The organism is Embleya sp. NPDC005971 (genome assembly GCF_040629175.1).
Lineage (GTDB): Bacteria > Actinomycetota > Actinomycetes > Streptomycetales > Streptomycetaceae > Embleya.
Window position 1 is genome coordinate 1 of the sequence record NZ_JBEXUX010000044.1, and the last position, 24128, is coordinate 24128.

The 24128-nt window shown below is 71.8% G+C and carries 20 protein-coding genes, 1 pseudogene and 1 riboswitch; of the genes and pseudogenes, 6 read left to right on the forward strand and 15 right to left on the reverse strand.

From position 1 onward, the window contains the following. The 3 genes from ABZ374_RS31550 to ABZ374_RS31560 form a co-directional block, all read left to right on the forward strand. The coding region (locus ABZ374_RS31550) for a peptidase C14 (protein ID WP_360317495.1) at positions 1–1646 on the forward strand (1646 nt) is incomplete at its 5' end. Between the two features lies 1 nt (position 1647). Next, entirely contained in the window at positions 1648–2553 is a 906-nt protein-coding gene (locus ABZ374_RS31555) for a GNAT family N-acetyltransferase (protein WP_360317497.1), read from the forward strand. Beyond that, positions 2553–3620 carry a beta-propeller fold lactonase family protein gene (locus ABZ374_RS31560; protein WP_360317499.1) on the forward strand — a complete coding sequence of 356 codons (1068 nt, stop codon included), beginning with the start codon at positions 2553–2555 and terminating at the stop codon, positions 3618–3620. Before ABZ374_RS31555 ends, ABZ374_RS31560 begins: the two co-directional genes overlap by 1 nt. A gap of 37 nt (positions 3621–3657) precedes the next feature. On the opposite strand, the pseudogene ABZ374_RS31565 reads toward ABZ374_RS31560, so the two are convergent. The 5 genes and pseudogenes from ABZ374_RS31565 to ABZ374_RS31585 form a co-directional block, all read right to left on the reverse strand. Then, a pseudogene (locus tag ABZ374_RS31565) lies at positions 3658–3822 on the reverse strand (NAD(P)-dependent oxidoreductase); the annotation flags it as partial. A 173-nt stretch (positions 3823–3995) separates the two neighbouring features. Continuing rightward, complete coding sequence (locus tag ABZ374_RS31570; protein WP_360317501.1) at positions 3996–4664, reverse strand: response regulator transcription factor; 669 nt, start codon at positions 4662–4664, stop codon at positions 3996–3998. Positions 4665–4669: 5 nt separating this feature from the next. Then, positions 4670–6013 carry a sensor histidine kinase gene (locus ABZ374_RS31575; protein WP_360317503.1) on the reverse strand — a complete coding sequence of 448 codons (1344 nt, stop codon included), beginning with the start codon at positions 6011–6013 and terminating at the stop codon, positions 4670–4672. A 67-nt stretch (positions 6014–6080) separates the two neighbouring features. Then, complete coding sequence (locus ABZ374_RS31580; RefSeq protein WP_360317505.1) at positions 6081–7214, reverse strand: acyltransferase; 1134 nt, start codon at positions 7212–7214, stop codon at positions 6081–6083. After that, complete coding sequence (locus ABZ374_RS31585) at positions 7207–8178, reverse strand: alpha/beta hydrolase (protein ID WP_360317507.1); 972 nt, start codon at positions 8176–8178, stop codon at positions 7207–7209. The genes ABZ374_RS31580 and ABZ374_RS31585 overlap by 8 nt, the downstream gene beginning before the upstream one ends. Positions 8179–8453: 275 nt before the next feature. On the opposite strand from ABZ374_RS31585, the gene ABZ374_RS31590 reads away from it, so the two are divergent. Then, positions 8454–9854: a histidine kinase gene (locus ABZ374_RS31590; protein ID WP_360317509.1), complete on the forward strand. Its 1401-nt coding sequence runs from the start codon at positions 8454–8456 to the stop codon at positions 9852–9854. A gap of 362 nt (positions 9855–10216) precedes the next feature. Beyond that, a complete protein-coding gene (locus ABZ374_RS31595) occupies positions 10217–12022 on the forward strand; it encodes a cholesterol oxidase substrate-binding domain-containing protein (RefSeq protein WP_360317512.1) in 1806 nt (601 codons plus the stop codon). Between the two features lie 16 nt (positions 12023–12038). Here the strand turns inward: ABZ374_RS31595 and ABZ374_RS31600 are convergent, their stop codons facing one another. The 10 genes from ABZ374_RS31600 to ABZ374_RS31645 all read right to left on the reverse strand — a co-directional run bounded on the left by ABZ374_RS31600 (position 12039) and on the right by ABZ374_RS31645 (position 23144). Next, on the reverse strand, positions 12039–12758 hold the full coding sequence (locus ABZ374_RS31600) for a hypothetical protein (protein ID WP_360317514.1): 720 nt from the start codon (positions 12756–12758) through the stop codon (positions 12039–12041). 108 nt (positions 12759–12866) lie between these two features. Next, the gene (locus ABZ374_RS31605) at positions 12867–13589 is read right to left on the reverse strand and encodes a hypothetical protein (RefSeq protein WP_360317517.1); all 723 of its coding nucleotides are present in this window, start codon (positions 13587–13589) and stop codon (positions 12867–12869) included. Positions 13590–13760: 171 nt separating this feature from the next. Continuing rightward, the gene (locus ABZ374_RS31610) at positions 13761–15122 is read right to left on the reverse strand and encodes a carotenoid oxygenase family protein (protein ID WP_360317519.1); all 1362 of its coding nucleotides are present in this window, start codon (positions 15120–15122) and stop codon (positions 13761–13763) included. A 526-nt stretch (positions 15123–15648) separates the two neighbouring features. After that, positions 15649–16716, reverse strand: coding sequence for a low specificity L-threonine aldolase (locus ABZ374_RS31615; protein ID WP_360317521.1), 1068 nt, complete (start codon positions 16714–16716; stop codon positions 15649–15651). Next, on the reverse strand, positions 16698–17399 hold the full coding sequence (locus ABZ374_RS31620; RefSeq protein ID WP_360317523.1) for an SDR family NAD(P)-dependent oxidoreductase: 702 nt from the start codon (positions 17397–17399) through the stop codon (positions 16698–16700). The genes ABZ374_RS31615 and ABZ374_RS31620 overlap by 19 nt, the downstream gene beginning before the upstream one ends. A gap of 46 nt (positions 17400–17445) precedes the next feature. Continuing rightward, positions 17446–18822 carry a DUF6421 family protein gene (locus tag ABZ374_RS31625; protein WP_360317526.1) on the reverse strand — a complete coding sequence of 459 codons (1377 nt, stop codon included), beginning with the start codon at positions 18820–18822 and terminating at the stop codon, positions 17446–17448. Between the two features lie 710 nt (positions 18823–19532). Then, a complete protein-coding gene (locus tag ABZ374_RS31630; RefSeq protein WP_360317528.1) occupies positions 19533–20165 on the reverse strand; it encodes a transglycosylase family protein in 633 nt (210 codons plus the stop codon). A gap of 105 nt (positions 20166–20270) precedes the next feature. Further along, a riboswitch (cyclic di-AMP (ydaO/yuaA leader) is annotated at positions 20271–20465 on the reverse strand. Positions 20466–20656: 191 nt separating this feature from the next. Further along, a complete protein-coding gene (locus ABZ374_RS31635) occupies positions 20657–20992 on the reverse strand; it encodes an EthD family reductase (RefSeq protein WP_360317530.1) in 336 nt (111 codons plus the stop codon). Positions 20993–21073: 81 nt separating this feature from the next. Further along, positions 21074–21898 (reverse strand): phosphoenolpyruvate hydrolase family protein, encoded by an 825-nt coding sequence (locus ABZ374_RS31640; RefSeq protein WP_360317533.1) that lies wholly within the window; start codon positions 21896–21898, stop codon positions 21074–21076. 1 nt (position 21899) lies between these two features. After that, positions 21900–23144, reverse strand: coding sequence for a Tm-1-like ATP-binding domain-containing protein (locus tag ABZ374_RS31645; RefSeq protein WP_360317535.1), 1245 nt, complete (start codon positions 23142–23144; stop codon positions 21900–21902). Between the two features lie 157 nt (positions 23145–23301). Here ABZ374_RS31645 and ABZ374_RS31650 point away from each other — a divergent pair, with 157 nt between their 5' ends. After that, positions 23302–24087, forward strand: coding sequence for an SDR family oxidoreductase (locus tag ABZ374_RS31650; protein WP_360317537.1), 786 nt, complete (start codon positions 23302–23304; stop codon positions 24085–24087). Positions 24088–24128 lie beyond the last annotated feature (41 nt).

Consider the following 24128-nt stretch of genomic DNA (forward strand, 5'->3'; position numbering starts at 1 on the left):
ACTTCGGCGGACACACCGTCCGCACCACCGGCATCGAGAAGAACACCCACGACAACCCCTTCGGCGCCGTCCTGTACTTCAAGGGCACCGTCACCAAGTCGGTGGTGAAGTATCCGCTGGCCGAGACCGTCATCGAACTCACCGACGCCTTCCCGGTCCCGGACTCGGGCGCGTTCAAGGTCGGCGAGTGGTGGACCGTCGAGATCGACCCGATCGCCGGCGGCGGCATCTACGAGCGCGAGTTGCAGAAGCTGGTCGAGATCACCCAGATCGTCGACGGCAGGCACATCCGGGTGGACTACCTCAACGGCTGGGAACTGGCCGCCGGGCGCGGCATCACCTGGACCCGGGTCGAACCGGTCCGACGCGCGGACGTACGCAACATGGTGTTCCTCGGCGCCGGCCCGAACGACGACGAGTACACCGGCTCGCATCCGATCGCCTACGAGTACGCGGTGCGCTGCGACGTGAGCGGGATCGAGGCCACCGGGTCGTTCTGGCCGGTGATCATGCGCCGTTGGTGCACCCACTTCCATACCGCGCGCTCGTCGCTGAAGAACCCGCCGACGGTGATGTACGGCGGCGCGGGCTACCTGACCCAGCAGATCTACTGCCTGTACGGCCGGGTCGAGGACTGCGTGTCGAGCAACGCCCGGCACCTGAACGACCTGACCGCGTCCGCCTACTGTCACGTGGTCAACTGCCACGGGGACGGCGACGACCAGGGCGGCAATCCGTTCACCACGCACGGCCAGTACGAGCACGACCTGCTCTTCGAGGGCAACTCGGGGCTGATGGACATCGCCAACTCCGGTGCTCTGTGGGGTACTTCGGCCAAACGCATCACCGTGCGCGACCACTCTTGCTCGTGGTTCGTCGCGGGTACGAAAATCACCGACCTGACCCTGGAGAACGTCCGGGTGATCCCCCGACCGACGTTCGACCCGGGCGGCACGCTCCAGGTGAACGCGGACGGCGTACAACTGCGCGGCTGTGTGGCGCGCACGTTCGCGATCGGGCAACGTTCGGCCCGCTCCACCCGGCCGAACGTGATCGAGGGGTGCACGTTCGACCTGCCCGCGAAGCAGGTGCTGGTACAGACCCCGGTGAGCAACACCGTGCACTTTCGGGACTGCACCCTCACCGGTGTGGACGGCGCGATCCTGCGCGGTTCGGGCGAGGTCGACTTCGACGGATGCACGATCGTCGGAGCCGGGCCCGCGGCCGCGCCGTTGGAGGTCGGCTCGGCCGTGTTGCGGCTGACCGCGAGCACGCTGACCGACACCGGCGTGCTGCTGTCCGCGGTGCGCGACCAGAGTGTGCACGTGAGTGCGGGCACCCGGCTGAGCGGCGGCAACGGCGCCGGCGCGCTGCTGTCCCGGGGTGCCGGAACGGGCGTCGTGCGCTGGCAGTTGCACGACGCGGCCTCGGCCACCGACGGTGCGCACGCCCGACTGGATGCCGGGGTCAACCACTGGGTGGCCACCGGAACCCGGTTCACCGGCGGCCGGTTGGAGCTGCGCCCGCAGGCGTTCGCCGGCGTGTCGTCGATGTTGCACACCACGTGCGTCGAGGACGGTGTGGCCCGGACCGCGCTGCCCGCCGACGGGGCACGCGTGCTCACCACCGGGAACCTGGCGCTCTGAGATGCGACTGCGCACCACCACCCCGGCCGACGACCTCGCGCTGCACGCCCTGTGGGCGGTGGCCTTCCCGGACGCGCCCGACCTGCCGGCCCTGCACGCGCAGGACCCGGGTCGGCATCCGCGCACCCTGGTCGCGGCCGACGAGGACGGGATCCAGGCCGTGCTGCACTGGCAGCCCCGGCCGATCCGCGACGCGACGGGCGGGGTGGAGGTGGTCGGTTGTGTGGGCAGCGTGGCCAGTGCGCCCCGGGCCCGCGGCCGGGGGTTGATCCGCCGGTTGCTGGTGACGGCGATCGACGACATGACCCGGTACGGCTGCGCGTGGTCGCTGATGTTCAGCGGCACGCCGGGGGTGTACACCGGGTCCGGGTGGGAGGCGTTCCCGGCGCCCCACCTGCGCGGCGTGGCCGGTCCCGAGGCCGCGTGGGGCGACCTTCGGGTGCGGCCGGCGCAGCCCGCCGACCTGCCCCGGATGGCCTTGGCGCACGCGGCCGCGAACGCGAACCGGCCGCTGACCACGGTGCGTTCGCCGGCGGATTGGGTGCACCGGTTCGGCCACTGGTACGCCGCGCCCGCCCGGGTGTTGACCACCGAGGACGGAGATTACGCGGTGATCCGCCCGGACCTGGGCGAGGTGGTCGAGGTGGCCTGCGGCCCGGGCCGCCCGTACGCGCTGCCCGCGCTGTTGCGCGAGGCGCTGTGCGAACTCGGCGGTCCGGGCACGGTGGTGACGTTGCGGGTGCCGATCGACGCGGCGCTGACCCGGGCGATCGGCCCACTGTTGACCGAGGTCAGCACCGGCCACACCACGTTCGGCCTGGCCCGGCCGATCCAGAGCGACCGGGCGCGGGTACGCGCGACGGTCGACGCTCCCGGCGCGATCCACTGGCTGGGGGACTCGTTCTGATGTCCCGTCGGGACGACCACGAACCGCCCGGCTCGGCGAGGAATCACCCCGTGCCGCCGAGCCGGGCACCGATCCTGGTCGGTGGCGAACGCACGGTGGTGTGCGAGGCCGATCCGGACACCGGTGCACTCGCCGAGACCGGGCCGGCGCTCGCGGTGCGCACCGCCTACGCGGCCCGGCATCCGCGTCTGGACCTGGTCTACGGCGTGGACGAGGCACTCGACGGCTCGATCACCGTGATCGAGCCGAGCCGGCACCCGCGATTGCGACAGCGGGCCTCGTCGCGCGGCGCGATCCCGTGTCATCTCGCGGTCTGCCCGGACGGCGGGCACCTGGTCACCGCCAACTACGGCAGCGGCGACCTGATCGTGCACCGTCTCGACGAGCACGGCTCGCTCGCCGGCGTGAGCGAGCAGGTCGCGCTGCCGGGACCGGGTTCGCGGGCACACCCGGAGCGGCAATCGGCGGCGCACCCACACCAGATCGTGTTCGAGGACCAGGGCACGCTCACCGTGGTCGACCTCGGCGGCGACGTGCTGCTCACCTACCACCTGAGCGCGGGCCGACTGCGGCTGCGCTCGACCCACCGCGTCCCGACCGGCACCGGCCCGCGACACCTGAGCGGCCGTTGGCTGCTCGGCGAACTCGATCCGGCGATCCTGGCGCTGCCCGACCTGACCCGCCATCCGCTGCCCGCGCCGGGCCTGCCCTCGGCCATCGTCACCTCCCCCGACGGCGCGCACGTGTACGCCGCCAACCGCGGCCCCGGCACCATCACCACCCTGGCCACGGCCGCCCCGCACACCATGTCCGACCTCCCCGCCGGCGGCGCCGACCCGCAGGACCTGGCCTTCGTCGGCGACGTCCTGTACGCCGCCCTGCCGGACGCGAACGCGGTCGGCGCGTTCCGCCGCACGCCCGGCACCGGCCTGCTGCGCCCGCTCGGCATGGCCCTGCACCTCCCCGACCCACGCTGCCTGTTGCCGATCCGCCGGCTGTCGGCGCGGGCGGCCGAACCCGGGCCCGACCGGGTCGGGCCGAGCGCGGGAGTTCGCTCAGCCGAGTGAAGCCGTCCTTGGCGAATCCGGACCGCACGCCGCCGCGGAACACCTCCAGGACCGCGCTCGGCAGCGCCGCGTCCACGCCCGAATCACGCGTGGTGTGCACGACGTGTTCGATGCTCGCCACCGCCATCGCCAGGGTGTCCACGTCGCCGTCGTGCTCGTCCGCGTCCAGCCGCGGCGCGTAGAAGGCGAGGAAACCCGGCACCGGCCCGGCCGCAGCGTGCGGCAGGAAGTCCGCGGCCCACGCCGGGAGGCGCCGAGTCGGCCGCCCGGGTCTCCCGGAGCGAGCAACCGCTGCTGCCGGCCGGGGTGCACCGGACCCGGCCGATCGACACCTGGGAGCGCACCGCTGCGACGGCCGGCCGAGCGGAGTGCGGGTCAGCGCCCCTCGCCCGCCCGCACCACGCCGTTCTCGTACGCGAACACCGCCGCCTGGGTGCGATCGCGCAGGTTCAGCTTGGCCAGCAGCCGGCTCACGTGCGTCTTGACGGTCTGCTCGCTGACCACCAACCGCGCGGCGATCTCCGCGTTGGACAATCCCTGGGCGATCAGCGAGAGCACCTCGGTCTCCCGTTCGGTGAGTTGCTCGACCCGCCCGCGCGGCCCGCCGGTGGGTGGGCCGAGCCGGGCGAACTCGGCGATCAGCCGGCGGGTCACGGTGGGCGCGAGCAGCGCCTCGCCGGCGGCCACCACCCGCACCGCGTGCGCGAGTTGCAGCGCCGAGGCGTCCTTGAGCAGGAAGCCGCTCGCGCCCGCGCGCAGCGCCTCGTAGACGTACTCGTCCAGGTCGAACGTGGTCAGCACCAGGACCCGGGTCGTGCCGCTCGGATCGGCGGTGATCTCGCGGGTCGCGGCCAGCCCGTCCAGGACCGGCATCCGCACGTCCATCAGCACCACGTCCGGGCGCAGCGCGGCGACCTGCTCGACCGCGTCGCGCCCGTGCACCGCCTCGCCGACCACGTCGATCCCGGGCTGCGCGCCGAGCAGGACGGAGAAGCCCTCGCGCACCATCATCTGGTCGTCGGCGATCAGTACCCGGATGGCCATCGATGTCACTGCTCCTCGGTCGGCAGGAAGACGTCCACGTGATAGCCCCCGTCGGGAGTATGCCCGGCTTCGAGGGTGCCGCCGATCATCGCCGCCCGTTCGCGCATGCCCAGCACGCCGTGTCCGGAGCCCTCCCGCGCGGGCGGCCCGGGAAGTGGCGGGGGCTCGTTGTGCACGCGCAGGGCGATCCCGGTCGGTCCGTACCCGACCTCGACCCGCACCCGGGCGCCGGGCGCGTGCCGCAGTGCGTTGCTCAGTGCCTCCTGGCCGATCCGGTAGGCGGACAGGTCGACGCCCTGCGGCAACGGGCGCGGGGTGCCGAGCACGACGCACTCCACCGTCATGCCGGCCGCGCGCACGTTCTCGAGCAGGTCGGGCAGCCGGTCCAGGGTGGGCAGCGGGGCCGGGCGGGGCGGCTCGCCCGGCTCGGTTTCGGCCTCCTGTTCGGTGCGCAACAGGCCCAGTACGCGCCGGAGTTCGGTAAGCGCGTCGACCGCGTTGGCGCGGATCGTGACGAAGCTTTGGAGCAGTTCGGGTGGTGGGTCGTCGACCCGATACCGGGCCGCCTCTGCCTGGATCGCGATCACCGACATGTGATGCGCGACCACGTCGTGCAACTCGCGGGCGATCCGCGCGCGTTCCTCCAGAAGCGCACTGCGCTCGCGCTCGGTGGCGGTCAGCTCCGATTGCACGGCGAGTTGGCGGCGCGCGTCGCTGCGGCCCCGGAAGGCGACCACGACCACCATCACGATCGCGGTGATCACCGCGACCGCCGGCATCGTGCCCCAGTGCGAAGGGTCGTGCTGCGCGTTGCGGACCAGCACCAGACCGAGCAACGCGGTGATCATCCACGTCTCCACGATGATGCGCAGCCGGGCATGGAAGGCCACATAGGCCATCACCACGACCTGCGCGAAAACACCCACGGCCGTCCACGGCCACTGGATGTGGTCATGCCCGTTCGACTCACCGGCGAGGGCGCACGCCACGGTCGCGCCGAGCGACATCCACCACGCGACGAGTGGCCGTTGCGGCGCGAGCAGGATCGGCGCACCCGCGGCCAGGCCCAGCGCGAAGGCCAAGCCGCCGGACACCCCGGGGTAACCCGCCAGGACTGCACCCTGAATGCCCACGGTGAGCACGACCGCCACGTAGAGCAGGCCGCGCGCGATCCCCATGCTGCCGAACGGGGCCGGCGGGCGCTCGGTGCGGACCCGAACGTCGAACAGGTCCTCGCGCAGCGCGGTCAGCCCTCGGTTCATCCGACCGACCCAGGCCGCACCGCCGCCGGGCTCGTCGATCCGCCCGGCATCAACCGCTCGCTTCGCTCTGCCCGCCTCGACACTCACCCGCAGCACGCTACGAGGCACGACCGGTCCACGGCATCCCCGCCCCGGGGGATCCCGGGCGTCACTCTCAGGAGCTACGCCGGGAGTCCCCGGGGCCGCGTCCGCCCGCCTCCCAACGATGGAACACCGCCCACAACCCGAGCAGCACCCCCGCGAACACCGGCATCCACACGATCCGGGCCACGATCCAGGGCAGGTCGACCGGCGCCGTGCCCAGACCGGGCAGCCCGCCCAGCGCGATGCCGAGCCAGGTCACCGCGAGCATCGCGCTCTGGTGCCACAGGAACACCGTCATCGCGGAGAGGTTGACCAGCGCGACCACCGCCCAGGTCCGCGGCCGCCGGCCCAGCGCCCGCCGCAGCGGGGCTCGCACCAGCAGCGCGAGTCCGCACTGGGCGAGGCCGAAGGCGACCGCGGCGAGCGTGGGCGGGTTCAGGTTGGAGATCGGCTCGCCCGGGACGCCCACCATGCTCACCGGATAGCCGCCGTAGCGGATCAGCCCGGCGCAGGCGAGCCCGCCGACCACCGCCGGCAAACCGCCGAGTCGCTCGATCCGGGCCCGGTGCGGCCCCGCCCAGAGCACCCCGAGGCTGTACGGGACGAGCCAACCGGCGAGCACGTTGACCCAGCCGACCACCGCCGGTCCGTCGGCGGCGAAGCGGGTCAGGTCCACCACCAGGACCGTGCCGACGGCAAGGACCGGTGCGGCCCGGCCGAGGCGGACCACGAGCGGGGTGAGCGCGGTCAGGCCGGCGTAGACGAGCACGAACCACAGCGGCGACACCACGAGTCTGCCGACCGTGTGCAGGGTGTCCCCGGCCACGAAGTCGGCGAGCACCGCCATCACCGCGGTCCACGCCACGAGCAGCGCGGCGATCGGCCGGCCGAGCCGGATCATCCGCCGCCGGGCCCACCGGCGGTAGCCGTCCGCGCGTGCCCACGACCGGGCGGCCACGTACCCGCCGACCAGGAAGAACACCGCGAGCGGCTGGAGCAGCCAGGTGAGCGGCGCGTAGTCGGGCAGGTGGCGCAGCGGGCTGTCGGTCTGCCAGTGGTCGGCGCCCGCGGACACGCCCGTGACGATCCAGTGGCCGAACACGACGCCCAGGATGGCGATCGCCCGCAGGCCGTCCACCTCGCGTTCGCGGTCCGCCGGTGTCGCCTTCTCGATCCGTCGCACCAGGACGCCGGGTTCACGCATGGGTCACCTCCGTGGCGCGGCCGCGCGCGATCAGCGCGAGGTTGTGCAGGGCCGGCCCACCGGGCCGCAGGTAGTCGGAGTGGCCACCGCCGCCGGCCGCGAACTCGCGGGCACCGAAGCCGCCTCCGGTCGGGTCGGCGCCGAAGCCGACGGTGGTGTCGAAGAACGGGATGCGCACGTTGGGCACCAGGTCGATCCAGTCCGAACCGCCCCGCCCGGCCCAGACCCGGGCGCCGGTGCCCAGGTCGTCCCGCTCGTCCACGCCCAGGCCGGGACTGCCGAACACGGCCAGGTCGGCGACGTCGATCCGGGAGACCGCCCGCCCGCACACCACCGAGCCGTACGAGTGGCACAGCAGCGACACTCCGGCGGCGGGCGCCACCGCGTACAACCCGGCGACGAAGCGGCGCAGTTCGCGCGCCCCGTCGTCGGCCCGGCCGGTGGTCAGTACGTCGAGGCTGATCGTGCGCGGCGGCGAGTAGCCCAGCCAGGCGATCACCGCGACCCGCGCGTTCGGCTCCTGGGCGCGGATCTCGTCATACAGCGCGCGGGCGCCGCCGGCCGGCGTGGAGTACGGCTTGTTCCCGCGCGTGTCGAAGTGGTCCAGGTCGCTGTCGCTGCCCGGCACCACGATCGCGATCCGGTCCGCGCCGGCCAGGTCGCCGAGTACCTCGACCGCGCGGACCCGCCCGGCGCGGCCGTCGAAGGCCAGGAAGCTCCGGGCCGGGTCGGCCATCCGCGCGAGGTGGTCCGCACGTGCGGTGTGCCCGGTGTCCCGGGCCAGACCGGCCGCCTCCGCGATGGCCCGCTGGTTGGCCGCGTAGCGCTCGCCCAGGGTCGCCGCGGACATCGCGGGCAGCGTCGGCGGGTTCGGCGCCGCGGCCTCCGCGACACCGACGCCGGGTCCGGCCAGCGTCCCGGCCACCAGCGCCGCGACCAGAGCCATTCGCAGCCGACCACCCATGTCCCGCTCCCGTCCTCGAAGTACCGGACACGAAGCTAGGAATCGGCGGCGGTAGCCTGCGTCGCACCAGGGAGTGGACCTCGGGAGTAGCTCTCCGGGACTACGCGGGTCGGTCGGCGGCCGCGAACACGGACGAACCACCGAAGCCGTGCCCGCCCGCGGCAACCGGCGCCGCCGGCCGGGCGCGGGGAACATCGGGTCGAGTCTCAGGTACCACCCCGCCTCTCCTCCGCTGGGGTGACGCGCGCCGGCCCAGGCCGGCTACCGTGGAATCCGTGACTTTTCGCCCCGTCGAGTCGATCCGCCGCCCGTTCCCGTCCTGGTCCGCGGCCCGCCGCTCGTTCGCCTTCGACGTCACACTCGCCGTCTCGATCGGGCTGCTCACCTCGGGGCTCAACTTCGCCCAGCACCTGCGGGATGGCGGCGACTTCACCGACACCGGCGCGCAGATCTCGTTCCTGGTCGAGCTGACCTCCGGACTGGTGCTGATCATCCGGCGCCGGCATCCGGTGTTGTGTGCGTGGATCGCGGCGCTCACGCTGTTGCAGGAACAGGCCCTGGGCGGTTGCTTCGCGGCCTACGCCGTCGCGGTGTACGTGCAGGATCGGCGCAGGATGTGGCTGACCATCGGGGTGCTGTGCGTGGCCACCTGGCACCCGTGGGACTGGCGGGATCTGGGCAACGGCACCGCGAACATGCTCGTGATCCTCACCCCCGCGTGCTACGGCCTGTACATCGCCTCCCGCCGCCGACTCTTCGCCGCGCTCGGCGAGCGCGCCGAACGTGCGGAACGGGAGCAGGAGTTGCGCGCCGAGCAGGCACGCGAGGAGGAACGCAACCGGCTGGCCGGGGACATGCACGACATCGTCACGCACCGGGTCAGCCTGATGGTCCTCCAGGCCGGCGCGATGCGCTTGCGGGCGCCCGACGACGCGACCCGTACGGCGGCCGAGGACCTGCGCTCCACCGGCTGCCAGGCGCTGGCCGAACTGCGGGACCTGGTGGCGGTGTTGCGCACCGCCGAGGAGCGCACCGCGGGCGCGCCGGTGGAACCCGCGGTGCTCGACCTGTCCGCGCTGGTCGACGAGTCGCTCGCGGCGGGCGTGGACGTGCGCCTGGACGTGCGGGGCACCGTGCGACCCGCCTCGCCGGTGGTGGTGCGCACCGCGTATCGGGTGGTCCAGGAGTCGCTGACCAACGTGCACAAACACGCCCCCGGCGCCTTCGTTCGCATCCTGCTCCGGTACGGCCCCGCCGAGTTGCGGATCACCGTCACCAATACCGCGGCCACCGGTCCGCGCGAGATCGAACTGGGCTCCGGCGGCACCGGCTTGGTCGGGCTGGCGCGCCGGATCGAGTTGACCGGTGGCAGCTTCGGCGCGGGCCCGCGTCCGGACGGCGGTTTCGCCTTGGACGCGCGGCTGCCGCTGGCGCCGACCGAATCGACCGAATCGGCCGAATCGGCCGAGCCGACGGATCCGCCGGCACCGACCCCGGCCGCGCCGGGGCGGTCGACCCGGGAGCCGGGAGCCGCGCCGGGCGCGGTCGACCGGCCGACTCGATCACGCGCGTTGCGGGCCGCCGGCCGAGCAGGGCGTACCGGCGGGCAACGCGCACAATCGGAACCGGAATCGCCACCGGGAGTACTCACCGGGTCACACCCCGAAATCGGTTGATACCCGGCTGATCCGTCCGGGCCGGATTCCGCATCCTCGACACGTGTCACCGGCGCTTGGGTGTTGACTTGACCGGCCCCCGGATGGACCCTCGGGCCAACCACCTCGCGAGCCGCCGGCGGCGGACGCCGACTCGGCAACGCACCGTCCAGGCACGCCGTCACGTCGTGGACCCGGGAACATCCACCGGTCCCGACGCAGCACTCGCATCGCGATCCACCGGCACCTCGGCACCGCAGCAGATCGATCGTCCGGAATCGGAACCTCCGCTTCCGCATGTCGAATTCCCCCGGGCTGCAGGCCCTCGGGACGCCCGGAAAGGCGACCTGATGCCACGACCGAACCCCATGAATCCGAACCGCGTGAACTCGAAGCACGGGCACTCGAACCACGTGCGTCCGGACCACCCCACCGACCCCCCGACCCACCCGTCGAGCCCCGCGTCCGGCGCGCCCTCGCGCCGCACGCTCCTGGGGGGCCTCGCCGGCGCCGCCGCACTCGCGGCGACCCAGTGGACGCCCGTCGGTCTGATCCCGGCGAGCGAGGCGGGCGCCGCGCCCACCCCGCCCGACTTCCCGACCGGCATCACCCTGGGCGTGCAGCAATACCGGAACTGGTCCGGCGAACTGCGCGCGGACGACGTCTGGACGGCGGTGCCCGCGCACCCCTCGGATGTGGTGATCCTGGCGAACTGGGCCCGGGCCAAGGGCTATCGGCTGCGCCCGCGCGGAATGAGCCACAACTGGTCGCCGATCCTGATCCCCACCGGCGCGGACACCTCGCACACCCTGATGGTCGACACCACGCAACATCTGACCTCGCTGGTGGTCAACCCGGGATCGCCCACCACGGTGACCGTCGAGACCGGGTGCAGCGTCGAACGGCTGCTGACCGCACTGGAACAGGCCGGGCGGGGGCTGATCGCGACCACCGCGCCGGGCAAGCTGAGCGTGGGCGGTGTGCTGGCCATCGGCGCGCACGGCAGCGGGATCCCGACGCCGGGCGAGACGTTGCCGCAGGGCGGTACGTACGGCACGCTGAGCAACCTGGTGTTGTCGCTGACCGCGGTGGTGTGGAACCAGGCCGCCGGCGCGTACGTGCTCCGCACCTTCCAGCGCAACGACCCGGAGATCGGTCCGTTCCTGGTGCACCTGGGCCGTGCCTTCGTCACCGAGGTCACCCTGCAGACCAACGCGAACCAACGGCTGCGCTGCCAGAACTTCTACCACGACCAGATCGGCACACTGCTGGGCCCGGCCGGCGGCGGTGGCAAGAAACTCGCCGACTACATCCGCGATTCGGGTCGGGTCGAGGTGATCTGGTTCCCGTTCACCACCGTGCCCTGGCTCAAGGTGTGGAGCGTGGCGCCGAGCAAGCCGTGGGTCTCCACCCGGGTGGAGAATCCGTATCCGTACACGTTCGCCAACTTCGTCACCGAGGACCAGGCGAAGTTCCTGGCCGACATCGCCACCGGCAACGTGGGCGCGACCGAGGTGTTCACCAACGCCGAGATGGCGGTCGTGGGTTCGGGCCTGATCGTGACCTGGACCTGGGACATCTGGGGATGGTCGAAGAACACCCAGCTCTTCGTCGAGCCGACCACGCTGCGCATCCACGAGGGCGGCTGGGCGGTCTTGACGGCGCGGGCCAACGTGCAGCGGGTGCTCAACGAGTTCTTCGTCCGGTACACCGGCCTGTTGGGCGCATACAAGGCCAACGGCCAGTATCCGTGCAACAGTCCGATCGAGCTTCGGGTGACCGGCATCGACCGGGCGAGCGAGGTGGTCACCGCGAACGCGGTCGAACCGACCCTGTCCGCCGCCCGGCCGCGCCCCGACCACCCCGAGTGGGACACCGTGGTCTGGCTGGACGTGGCGACCCTGCCCGGCACGCCCGCCAACCACGACTTCTACCAACAGATGGACGCCTGGATCTGGGGCAACTACACCGGCAACTACGCGTGTGTGCGGCCGGAGTGGTCCAAGGGCTGGGCGTACGGGGTCGACGGCGCGTGGACCGACACGGCCGCGGTGACCGGTCGGATCCCGAATTCCTTCCGCACCGGGCTGCCCACGACGAGCAACTTCGACGCGGCCCGGGCCACGTTCAACAAGTACGATCCGGGCCGGGTCTTCTCCAACACCTTCCTCGACCTCCTCCTGCCCTGACCCACCCGCCCGATCGTCACCCGCCGGCGTCGCCGCTCTCGTGCCCGTTCTCGTTCGCGTCGAGCCAGCCGTCGTCCAGTGCGCCGTTGTCGTCGTGTACGACGAACTCCCGTTCCACAGAATCGATTTCGTATTCGCCCAGCGCGGCCACCAGGGCCGCCGTCGCCGCGGCGGCGGCCTCGTCGCCGACCCGGTGGCAGCGCTGGGTGACGAACCGCTCGGACCGTCCGTCCGCCCGCACACGGCGCGCGTTGTACGACAGATGCGCGCCGTGCCCGACCACCGCGGCGGCAAGCGCGGCCGGGTCGACGTCCCCGGTCAACACGAGCTTGAGGTGATGCTCGAAGTACGACTCGGGCCCGAGCGCGCGCGCCGCCGCGTCCGTGCGCGGCACGCCGGGGTGCCACGGCGCCGCCTCGATCTTGATCCGGGTCACCGAATATCCGTCCCGGCGCAGCTCCGCGGCCAACGCGGCGGCCCGCTCGCGGGCTCGGGTCAGCGTCGTGGTCGCCCGCTCGGTCAGCATCGGCTGGGACACCGTGCGCCCGCGCGCGAGCACGATGTGGGTCAGGCCCACCCCGTAGCCGCCGGCCCGGCGGGCCAGCGTGTCCACATCGTCCGTACGCACCGTGACGTGCGTCTCGAACTCCCCGACCAGGTCGGCGGGGAAGGCCCGGGGCGGGTCGCCGATTCGGCGGGCCCGGCTGCTCTCGGTGGCTTCGGTCGACGCGTGCACCGCGCCATCCTCCCAGGTGGCGATCGCCGGCACCGGCAATTGCCGGGGCGGCGCGGGAGGGCCGCCGATCCCCCGGGACGGCGCCCGGGCCCGCGTACCGGACCGCGATCAGCTCTGTTCGGTGCGCAACAGCCGCAGGAACGCCTTGATCCCGGAGATCACTTCCCGGTTGTCGGTCAACTGGCCGATGGTGTCCTCGAATCGGCGCCCGAGCGCGTCGATCTTGCGGTCGGCCGCGTGGAATTGCTCGGTCGCCCGCTCGGCGTCCTGCCCGGTCGTGGTCTTGAGCAGCGCGACCGTTTCGATCAGCACGGTGGTCCGCTCGTCCAGCCCCTCGACCCTGCGCTCCAACGTGGTCACCCGGTCGATCAGCGCGAGCACGTCCTCGCGCGGGTGGGTCACCTCGCGCAACATGCTCCGCAGCCGCTGCCCCAGGTGCTCCAGGTATGCCTGGCCGGGTCGGAACAGGGTGCTGAGCAGGTAGAACCCGGCGAACCAATAGCCCACCACGCCACCGGAGATCCAGGTGATCAGCGCGATCACCGCCGCCGAGACGACATGCGCGCCGATCGCGCCCCACAACAACCGACGGGCGATCCGGCGTGCCTCGGGTTCACGCGCCTCGGGGACCGCGAGCCCGCGCTCCCGGCTGATCGCGATCTCCCGGATCAACCGCCGGGCCTGGAAGTGCAGGTTCCACGGCACGGTCAGCACCATGATCAACCAGAACAGGCACAACGCACCCGCGCCCAGCGACAACAGGTCGGCCAACGACGTGTCCTCGACGAAATACAGGACGATGCCCAACACCGTCGTCCCGACCAGCAGCAAAGCTCCCAAACCTTTGGCCGCACGCACCCGAACTCCACTCCCCCACCCGGCGATCCGGCCACCCCGAGTGGCGACCTGCTCGGACTGTAGGGCACGCCGATCGGCCCCGCCGCGCCGCGGGGACGTGCGGGTGCACCCGCACGCGGCAGCCCCCCGCGTGCGGCCGGGAGTCTAGTCGCGGTCCGGTATCCAGGACCCGTGGATGCCCGCCGGGACCCGGCGCGGGAGTTCGACCGTCGCGATCGGTGCGGCGGTGATGTCGCGCGCATCCAGCACCAGCAACTCGGAGCCGTCCCGGGCCAGATCGCCGACCACGGTCAGCAGGTAGCCGTCGTCCTCGGCGGTACCGGCCGCGGCGGGTACGAACACCGCCTCGCCCGGCATGCGCCCCGGCCCCTGACCGGCGACCTGCCGCTCCCCGGTGCTCGCGTCGTACTTGACGATCGCATGCTCGTGCAGCCCCGCGCCGGGAAAGGCCAGCGCGTAGTCGAACCGGTGCGGTCGGCCGGTCCGGCGGGCGTCGATGGTCGGGAAGTCCACGACCAGCGAGTCGAGGTCCTCCTCGCCGGCCACGCCGGAGACCGGATCCAGCATCCACCGGTGCCGGATCGCGCCGATCAGCGGCGTCTGCGGGTGCCCGGGCGCGCCCACCCACCACTTCCAACTGCTCTCCCAGGAGGAGCGATCGAAGCGCGGCCCCTCGACCACGATCCGCCCGCGCGCGTCCTCGTAGGCGTTGGCCACGTGCAACAACATGCCCGGCGCCACGTCGTACCAGGTCGCCGCGGCCGGCCCGGTCCTGGGCATCACACCGATCCGCGGCGCGTAGGAGTCGCTCCACCGGTACGGGATGCCGGAGTGTTCGGCCGGGTTGAACACCACCGGCAGGTCCAGCCAGACCACGTGCCGCTCGGTCAGGCCGAAGTCGTGCATGAGGCAGGGGCCGGCGCCGGGAATCACCTCGGCCCGGGTGATCGCGCCCGCGGCGGACGCGACGTAATAGGTCAGAAACGGCGGGAACGGCGAGTAGCCGAAGAAGTGCAACTCACCGGTGACGGGGTCCTCCTTCGGATGCGCGGTCATCGCGGTGGTCAACCGACCGGCGAAGTCGTACGGGCCGACCGTTTCCAACTCCCGGGTCACCTCGAACGGGACGTTGGCCTCCTGGAGCGCGAGCAACCGACCGCCGTGCTCGACGATGTGGGTGCCGGCGACGCTCGCGGTCCGGTCCACGCTGCCGTCCTCGCGTTGGAACGGCGCGCCGTCCAGGGCGGGCGTGCGCACCCAGCGGTTGCGGTACCACTCGGCACGCCCCTCCCGCAGCCGTATCCCGTGCAGCATGCCGCTGCCGCGAAACCAGTGGGTGGGCACATCCCCGGGTTTCGGGTTGTGTCCGTTCCGGAAGTATCGACCGTTCAACTCGGCCGGCAGCTTGCCCCGCACGGCGAGGTCGAACCCGCTGATCTCGTCGGCGACGGGCGCGAAGTGGCCGACGAGGTAAGGCTTTTCGAGGTGCGGCAGCGTGCCGTTCATGCGCAGGGCTCTCCCTTCTGAGGGGACCGGCCGGATCCGGGCGGTCGCCCGATCATCGAGTTACGATCAGTCGCGCCAGTTATGCATACTGACACTCGCCATCGCTGATCGCAGGCTCGACGCAAGGGCACACCCGTGACCCCCGCCTCTCCGTCCGGCCCGCGGGGCTCGCTGTCGCGAGCAGACGCGCACCGAGATCAAGGCGATCGCGGTGCGGCAGTTGGCCGAGGGTGGCACGGAGGCGGGGCCGGCCGGCGCCGGCGGCGCGGCCGGCGAAGCGCGACACGCGGGTCCGGCGCCGGCCGGCGCGGTGCTCGTGTGGACGCAACTGCACGGCGTGATCGGCCTGGAGGTGGCCGGTCGGTTCACGGGCATGGGCCACACCCCCACACGCTGCTCGGCACCGCCCTGGACCTGCTCGCGGACAGTTTCGCCCCGGCCCGACCCCCGGCCGGGCCGAACACGAACACGCGAAGGCGGGCCGGGACTTACCGTCCCCGGCCCGCCGACCATCCGTGTGCACGCCCTACCGCGCGCCCAACTCCTCGCCGAGCGCGCTCGCGAACGCCTCGATGTCGCCCTCGGTGGTGTCGAAGGACGTCATCCAGCGCACCTCACCGATCGACTCGTCCCACGTGTAGAACCGGAACCGCTTCTGCATGCGCTCGGTGACGTCCGGGGGCAGCACCGCGAAGACCGCGTTCGCCTGCGGCATGCGACTGAGCGTCACACCGTCCAGGTCGACCACCTTCTCCGCGAGCAACGTCGCCATCGCGTTCGCGTGCCGGGCGTTGCGCAGCCACAGGTCACCGGCGAGCAGCGCCTCGAACTGCACCGACACGAAGCGCATCTTCGAGGCCAGTTGCATCGCGGCCTTGCGCAGGTAGCCGACGCCGCGCGCCGCGTCGGGGTTGAGCACCACGACGGCCTCGCCGAACATCAGGCCGCTCTTGGTGCCGCCGAAGGACAACACGTCCACCCCGACGTCGGTGCTCAGCGCGCGCAGCGGCACATCCAGCGCCGCGGCCGCGTTGGCCAGGCGCGAGCCGTCCAGATGCGCGAGCATGCCGTGCTCGTGCGCGTGGGCGACCAAGGCGGCGATCTCGTCCGGCGTGTAGACGGTGCCCAGTTCGGTGCTCTCCGCGAAGGAGACCACCCGGGGCTGCGCCCGGTGCTGGTCGCCCCAGCCCCACGCGTGGGTGTCCACGAGTTCGGGGGTGAGCTTGCCGTCGGGGGTGTCCACGGTGAGCAGTTTCAGACCGGCCACCTTCTCCGGCGCACCGCACTCGTCCACGTGGATGTGCGCGGACGCCGCACAGATCACCGACTCCCAGCGGTCGGTCATCGACTGGAGACCGACCACGTTGGCGCCGGTGCCGTTGAACACCGGGAACACCTGCGCGCGTTCGCCGAAGTGCGCCCGGAAGACGTCGGCGAGGTGCTCGGTGTACACGTCCTCGCCGTACGAGATCTGGTGGCCACCGTTGGCCGCGCCGATCGCGGCCAACACCTCGGGGTGGATGCCCGCGTAGTTGTCGCTCGCGAAGCCGCGCGCGTCGGGGTCGTGACGCGGGGTCAGGGGACGTTCAGGCACAGTCTTTTCCCGTTCAGGTCGATTGCCGCGGTGGTCCACAGGCCGGCGATCTCGTCGGCCAGGTCGACCACGTCGGTGAAGCCGGCGAATTTTGCGTTGGGTCGAGCCTGCCGCATCGCGTCGTTCACGAGCGCCTTGACCACCAGGATGGTGGCCGCCGCGTCGCTCTCGGCGAACGCGTCGGCGAGCGCGAGCGTCCAGGTCTCCGCAGCCGCCTTGGCCGCCGCGTAGCCCGCGTTGCCCTGGGTCGGTCGGCCGGCCGCCGCCGCGGAGACCAACACGAAGCGCCCGTTCGCACTGCGGGCGAGCGCCTCGTGGAAGGCGAGGCTGGTGTGCTGCACGGTGCGCACGAGCAGGTCGTGCAGGAAGGCCCAGTCGTCGAGCGAGTTGTCGCCGAACTTCTTGCCCCCGCGCCACCCGCCGACCAGGTGCACGAGGCCGTCCACCCGACCGTGCTCGCGCTCGACGTCCGCCGCCCATCGGCGGGTGGCGGCCGCGTCCAGCAGATCCACCACCGCGCCGCGGGCCCCGGGCGCCGCGTCCACGCTGTCGCGCAACCGCTCGGCGTTCGCGTCCGCGCCGTACACGTGCGCACCGGCCCGCGTCAGCCGCGCGAGCACCGCGTGGCCGGCGGGCCCACCCGCGCCGGCGACCGCGATCACCGCACCGTCGAGACCGTTCATCGCACCCACTCCTCGTTCACCGTGTCGTTCGCCGCGCCGTTGGCCGTCACGACGCCTCGGCCGCCCGCTCGGTCGAATCCTGCGCGGGGCTGTCCGCGGTGATCCCCCGGGTCGAGGCGATCACCTCGCGCAGTCGCCGGTTGAGCGCCTCGTAGAACATGCTCAGCGGGAACTCGTCCGGCAACACCGCGTCCACGAGCGCCTTCGGCGGCCCGTCGATCGGCAGCGCGGCGGCTCCCTTGGCCCACACCGAACCGGGGTGCGGCTGCACGTACTCGGCGACCAGCGCGTAACCGGCCAGCCAGTGGCCGACCTTCGAGCGATCCACCCCCGCGCGGTAGAGCCGGTCCACCTCGTCGTAGAGCCCGAGCACCGCGTCGGTGATCCGATCCCAGTCCACGGTGAGCCGATTGTCCGCCCACTCGACCACACCCGCGCGATGCAGGTAGGCGAACAGCAGTTGGCCGCCCAACCCGTCGTAGTTGCGCACCCGGCCGCCGGTGACCGGGAAGCGGAACAGCCGGTCGAAGATCACCGCGTACTGCACCGAACGAGCGGTCGACACGCCCTCCTCGGCCAGTCGCACCGCCTCGCGGAACGCGGTCAGGTCACACCGCAGCTCCTCCAGCGCGTACATCCAGAACGGCATCCGCTGCTTGATCATGAACGGGTCGAACGGCATCGGACCGCGCATGTGGCTGCGGTCGTGGATCAGGTCCCACAACACGAACGCGTCCTGGGCGAGTTGCTGGCTCTGCACCAACTCCGCCGCCTCCGGCGGAAGTTCCAGGCCGAGCGTGCGCGCCGCAGCGGCGCCGACCCGACGGAAGCGAGCCGCCTCGCGGTCGCAGAAGATGCCGCCCCAGGTGTACTGCGGCACCTCGCGCACGGCCACCGTCTCCGGGAAGAGCACCGCAGAGTCGGTGTCGTAGCCGTCGGTGAAGTCGACGAACGCGATCGGCACGAACATCGCGTTGTCGTAGCGCCCGGCCTCCAACTCGGCCAGCCACTGCGGCCACACCACCCGCAGCAGCACCGCCTCGACGTTGCGCTTCGGGTTGCCGTTCTGGGTGTTCATCGGGAACACGACGAGGTGCTCCAGCCCGTCCCGCCGGTCCCGCTCCGGGCGAAACGCGACGAGCGAGTCCAGGAAGTCGGGGCGGCCGAAACCGTCCGCCGACCAGCGCCGGAAGTCGGCCACGACGGCATCGAGGTACGCCTCGTCGTGCGGGAACAGCGGTGCGAGCCCGGTGATCGAGGAGGTGATGTCGGCCACCAGCGCCCGGGCGGACGCGTGCCCGGACGGCTCGATCGAACCGTCCTCGGCCTGCAACGGACGCAGGTCGGCGACGGACCGTTTGAGCACGGGCCACAGCGGGTGATCGACGGCGGTACGGACGGCTACGCGGGTCATGTTCGACATGGAACCCTCTCAGGAGAAAGCAGGAACCACGGTCAGGCGAACCTATGTCAAAAGATTTTAACGCCGCAAGGCCCTTCCAAACGCAATCTTATCGTCATGGGTATGTTTTGCCCGAATAAGTTGAGATTGCCGGGTGGCCCTGTTCGATCATCTCCCGGGCGCGGCGGCGGTGCATCCGGCGCCTCTGGAGGAAGGCACAAGATTTCGCCGACCCGGTCGCCGAGGTCTGTGGCTATCGACCGTCGATCCGGCCCGTCCCTACAGTTTCGTCCTGCTTGACGGAATACCAATTCCGTATAGCGGAATATTGGCCGGGGAGCGCCCTCGGATCCGCATCCACTCCCGCTGCCCGATCCCGCGAACGATCCGGCGATCCCGCATGTCCGATGGGCCGGGCCGTCCCGCGACGGCACCCGATGTGGAGGCACCGATCATGGGCTGGAGAACCACCAGGAAGACCGTTGCCGGCGAGAACGCGGCCGAGGCGCCGGGCGGGCCGCCCCGCCGGCGGGGCGGCGCCCGTGCATCCCGTGGACGAGATCCTGCCGCCGGGGCGAATGCCGGCCGGCGCCCTGCAACACGTGGCCACGATGTTCGGCACCGTCGCGGTGGCGCGCACCCCGGGCCCGCCCGCCCGCGCCTGACCGTTGCCCCGAAACGGGCGTAGGCCCCGCCGAAGTACTCGGCGGGGCCTACGTGGTGGCGCTGGATCAGACGGCGAGCTGGGTGCCCACCGAGATCAGGTGGGGGTTGCCCCCGATGACGCCCGCGTTCGCGGCGTACAGGGCCTTGTAGCCACCCTTGACGCCGAGCTTCGCGGCGACGCCGGAGAGCGTGTCACCGGCCTTGACGGTGTACTTGCCGGAACCCGAAGTCTGCTTGGTCGCGGCCGACTTCGGCGCGTCCTGCTTGTCCTGCTTGTCCTGCACCTGGACCTTCGGCGCGTTGCCGGTGGAGGTCTTCGGCGCGTTCTCGGTCACGGACTCGGCCTTGGGCGCGGCCTTCGGCTCGACCTTGCTCTTGGTCTTGCCGGTGGTCGCGGAGTCGGCCGTGGCGGAGGCGTTGCCGCCCTTGCCCAGGCCGGCCTTCTGCGAGCAGACCGGCCAGGCGCCCGGACCCTGGCTCGCCAGGACCCGCTCGGCGACCGCGATCTGCTGGTCCTTGGTGGCCTGCGCGGCGCTGGAGGCGTACTGGCTGCCGCCGAACGCGTTCCAGGTGCTCGGTGTGAACTGCAGACCGCCGGAGAAGCCGTTGCCCGTGTTGATACCCCAGTTCCCGGTGCTCTCGCACTGGGCGACCGCGTCCCACGTGGACGAGGTCGCGGCGCTCGCGCTGCCCGTCATGCCCACGAGGGGAAGGACGAGACCCGCACCGGCGGCGACGGCGATGCCGGCGCGACGGCCACGAGAGAGCGAGCGAACGGGAGCGGTGATGGCACGGAAGGTCATTTATTACCTCGTCGGGCGCCTACGAAGTTAGCTGTCGGGTTCGGACGATTGGCCCGGCCTCGCCTGCAACAGGCATGGCTTCACCCCAGACATCGACGTGGCCGATGTCGGCACTCACTTGGTTCCCCCGCTCCTGCCGCCAGTCGATATCGACTGCTTCCCTCGGGCGGCGGCAGGATTCGGCGTACCACCCGGGGAGTCCGCTTGTGCGAACAACCACGAAGCTACGCACCGCTCCGCCGGATTGGCAAACATTTCGGGTGATTTGTGAGGTGCCCCATAGGGCGGAATAACACCGATTTGCCCGATATGTCGCCAACCCCGCAGGTCACGGCTTCGACGTCCACGGTGCGCAGCCGCGTGCTCACCCGTGCTTCAACGACGAGCTATTCCGTCGCGGGCAGCTCCACAGGTACGACTACCCGCTCCTCGTCCCACAGGAACGTCGCCCCGCCGGTCGCGAAATTGGCGACGTCGGCCACCGTGGCCCGCCCCTCCGGCGAATCCAGGGTCGCTTCGATACCGGCGCGGGTCGGTGCGTACAGCCCGACCACCAGGTAATAGGGCGGCTGCGCGCCGGACGGATCCGGTTCGCACTTGCCGATGGTCCAGCCGGTCAACCCGGGCATGGTGCGGGCGAGCGGGACGTGCTTCTCCCAGTAATAGGTGTCGAACGCCGCCGGGTCCTCGGGGTGGCCATAGAGCACGGTCAGCTTGTACATGCCGAATCCTCACGATCGTGTGGTGGATGTGGGTCCTGCCGGTGGTGCCCGGTGCGTCCGGCGCGCCGGCGCCGGATGGAACTAGCGCGCGGCGATGCTCTTGAACGCCCGCGCCTGCTCGGTGATGGCCACCTCGGTGGGCAGCCGTTCCATGCTGGAGGCGCCGAAGAAGCCGACCACTCCGGTGGTGTGGGCCAGCACGTACGCGGCGTCCTCGGGTTCGGCGATCGGCCCGCCGTGGCACAGCACCAGCACGTCGGGGTTCACCTCCGCCGCCGCGTCGCGCATGAGCTGCACCCGCTCCACCGCCTGGTCGAGGGTGACCGCGGTGGTCGCGCCGATGCTGCCCTTGGTGGTCAGTCCCAGATGCGGGACCAGGATGTCGGCGCCCGCCGCGGTCATCGCCCGGGCCTGCTCGGCGTCGAAGACGTAGGGGGCGGTCAGCAGGCCGCGCTCGGCGGCCAGCCGGATCATCTCCACCTCCAGGTCGTAGCCCATCCCGGTCTCCTCCAGGTTCTGCCGGAAGACGCCGTCGAACAGCCCGACCGTGGGGAAGTTCTGCACACCCGCGAAGCCCATCGCGGCGAGCTGGTCCAGGAAGTGCGGCATGATCCGGAACGGATCGGTGCCGCACACGCCCGCCAGTACCGGGGTGCCCTGGACCACCGGCAGCACCTCGCCCGCCATCTCGACCACGATCGCGTTGGCGTCCCCGTAGGGCAGCAGCCCGGCGAGCGAACCCCGACCGGCCATTCGGTAGCGGCCCGAGTTGTAGATGATGATCAGGTCCACCCCGCCGGCCTCGGCGCACTTGGCCGACAGTCCCGTGCCCGCGCCCGCGCCGATCACGACGCCGCCCTGCTCGACCGTCCTGTGCAGTCGGCCCCGCGCCTCGCGTCCGTTCATCTCAGTCCACGCGTCCCTTCGTGATCATTTCGTGCAGTCGATCCGCCGCCGCCGTGGCGAACGCCGGATCGTTGATGTCCGTCGCCGCCTCGTGCACCTCGACGGAGCTGCCCGCGAGCCCCGCTCGCAGCTCGTCGAACAGCGCCTTGTCGGCGACGGAATCGTAGAAGGGCGCGCCCTCGACGTCGATCGCCGAGACCCCGTGCAAGGGCAGGTAGAGCGCGGTGGGGCCGGTCGCGGCGACCAGCTTGGCGGCGATCCGCCGACCCAGCTCGGCGTTCTCCGCGGGGGTGGTGCGCATCAGCGTCACGGTCGGGTTGTGCACGTAGAGCTGCCGCTCCTCGAACCGCTCGGGCACGGTGTTGCGCGGGCCGAAGTTGACCATGTCCAGCGCACCGACGCTGACCACCTGCGGCAGCCCCATCCGGCCGGCCGCGGTCAGCCGCTCGGGACCCGCGCTGAGCACCCCGCCGACCAGGTCGTCGGCCAGCTCGGTGGTGGTCAGGTCGAGGATCCCGGCCAAGAAGCCCGCCTCGGCCAGATTCTCCATCGACGTGCCGCCCGCCCCGGTGGCGTGGAAGACCAGCACCTCGTAGCCCAACTCGGTGAGCCGCTCGCGGGCGGCGTCCACCGCCGGGGTGGTCACCCCGAACATCGACGCGGCGACCAGCGGACGCCCCTCGCCGGTCACCCCCGCGACCGCCGCACGATCCTCGGCGTAACCGCCGGCCATCCCGGCGATCGCGTCCGCCGCGTTGCCCAGGATGCGCTCGGAGAGCCGATTTATCCCGGCGATGTCCACGACGCTGTACATCATCGTCACGTCCACCGCGCCCACATACGGCGACACGTCGCCCGCCGCCATCGTGGAGACCAGCAGCTTGGGCACACCCACCGGCAGCGCGCGCATCGCGTGGGAGGCGATCGCCGACCCGCCCGAGCCGCCCATCGCGAGCACCCCGTCGACCCGGCCCTGCTCGTACAGCTCGCGCAGGATGGACGCGGCCCCTTCGGCCATCGCGGTGGTGGCCGCGCCCCGATCGGCCCGGGTCCGCAGGTCGGCCAGGTCGGTGCCGGCCGCCGCCGCGACGTCGGTCGCCTGTACGTCGGCCTGGGCCAGCGACTCGCCGAGCACGCCCACGTTCATCAACACCACCTCGGCGCCGCGAGCACGCAGCCGGTAGGCCAGCCACGCGTATTCGGATCCCTTGGTGTCGAGCGTTCCGATCAGTACGACGGTGGGCATCGGTGCCTCCGGTGGAGTCGGTAGGGCTTGCCGGGTTGACGCTTCGGCGGCAAACGGCCGCGCACAGTAACCCAACCGGATGATCATGGCGATTGAAAGCACCGTGCGGTAGGACGGGGGGCGAGTTCCGAAGTTTTGGCACGTCACGGAGGTATCGATGGCGGAGGAACCGGACGGACGGGTCGCAATCGTCGCCGGCGCGGGTGACGGCATCGGACGCGCCTGTGCGCTGGCCCTGGCCCGCACCGGCGCGGATCTGGCACTGGCCGCGCGCCGGCCCGAGCCGTTGCGGCGACTCGCGGACGAGATCCGCGAGCTGACGGGCCGTCGGGTGATCGCGGTACCCACCGACCTGGCCGACCAGGCCGGTTGCCGGGCGCTGGTGGACACCGCCGCGCGCGAACTCGGCCGGGTGGACGTGGTGGTCAACGTCGCCACGTACAACCCGGCGGGGCGGCTGGAGGAGTTGGATCCGGAAGAGTTTCGGCGGGCGTTCGAGATCAACGTGCTCGGCGTGCTGGCCGTCTCGCGGGCCGCGCTGCCGCACATGCGCGCGGTCGGCGGTGGGTCGATCGTGCAGATCAGCTCGGAGGCGCCACGCGCGAAGCTGGTGAACCTGGGCGCGTACGCGGCGACCAAGGCCGCGATGGAGGTCGCCTCCGGGGTGCTGGCCAAGGAGGTCGGCCCGGACGGGGTGCGGGTCAACGTGGTCGTCGCGGGCTACACCGAGAACGCCAAACTGGCCGGCTACATCGCCGACATCGCCGCGCGCCGGGACGTGCCCGAGGCGGAGGTGCGCGCCGAGATGACCAAGTCGTCGGCGCTGCGCCGGATCACCCAGCCGGAGGACATCGCCGACACCGTGGCGTTCCTGGCCTCGCCCGGAGCCCGGGCCATCACCGGCACGATCACCCCGGTCACCTCGGGCGTCTCCTTCGGCTGACCCCGGATGCCCGACCGCCGGCGCCGCCGGCCCTGCCCGCA